This is a genomic window from Bariatricus sp. HCP28S3_A4 (genome assembly GCF_052066395.1).
Taxonomy (GTDB): domain Bacteria; phylum Bacillota; class Clostridia; order Lachnospirales; family Lachnospiraceae; genus Allocoprococcus.
In genome coordinates, this window is record NZ_JBQHSE010000105.1 from 1 (window position 1) to 383 (window position 383).

1 protein-coding gene is annotated in these 383 nt (G+C 40.7%); it reads left to right on the forward strand.

The annotated features are described in order from the left end of the window. Positions 1-195: 195 nt before the first annotated feature. Positions 196-383, forward strand: a 188-nt coding sequence (locus tag ACTNBF_RS16555) for a hypothetical protein (protein ID WP_441089715.1), incomplete at its 3' end; no start/stop codon positions are given.

Here is a 383-nt window from a genome sequence, read left to right on the forward strand (position 1 = left end):
TATAGCGTTATATGCGTTGGTATTCAAGGTTGTTTTTTTACTTCGTTTTCTCGAAGTGTTAGTTAATTGTTACTCTTAAGAATAACAATCACCTCGGATGTCTTTCTCTATATATTTGAGAATTGATTTTCTTTGTATGCAGTTTTCAAGGTACATATAGATAAGAAGGAGTAGAGCGAATAATCTAGTCCGCATATGGGACTTCAGAACGTTGTTCCTCAGCCACGGATATTCTTCGAATATCCTTCTGTTGTTATACAGCCTTCTTCGTTCAGGCAAGCCTGGCTCAGAATCCTGTCTGCCAACACCATCTGCTCTCTTCATTATCTGCGTGGAGAATACGAGATTCGAACTCGTGACCTCCTGCTTGCAAGGCAGGCGCT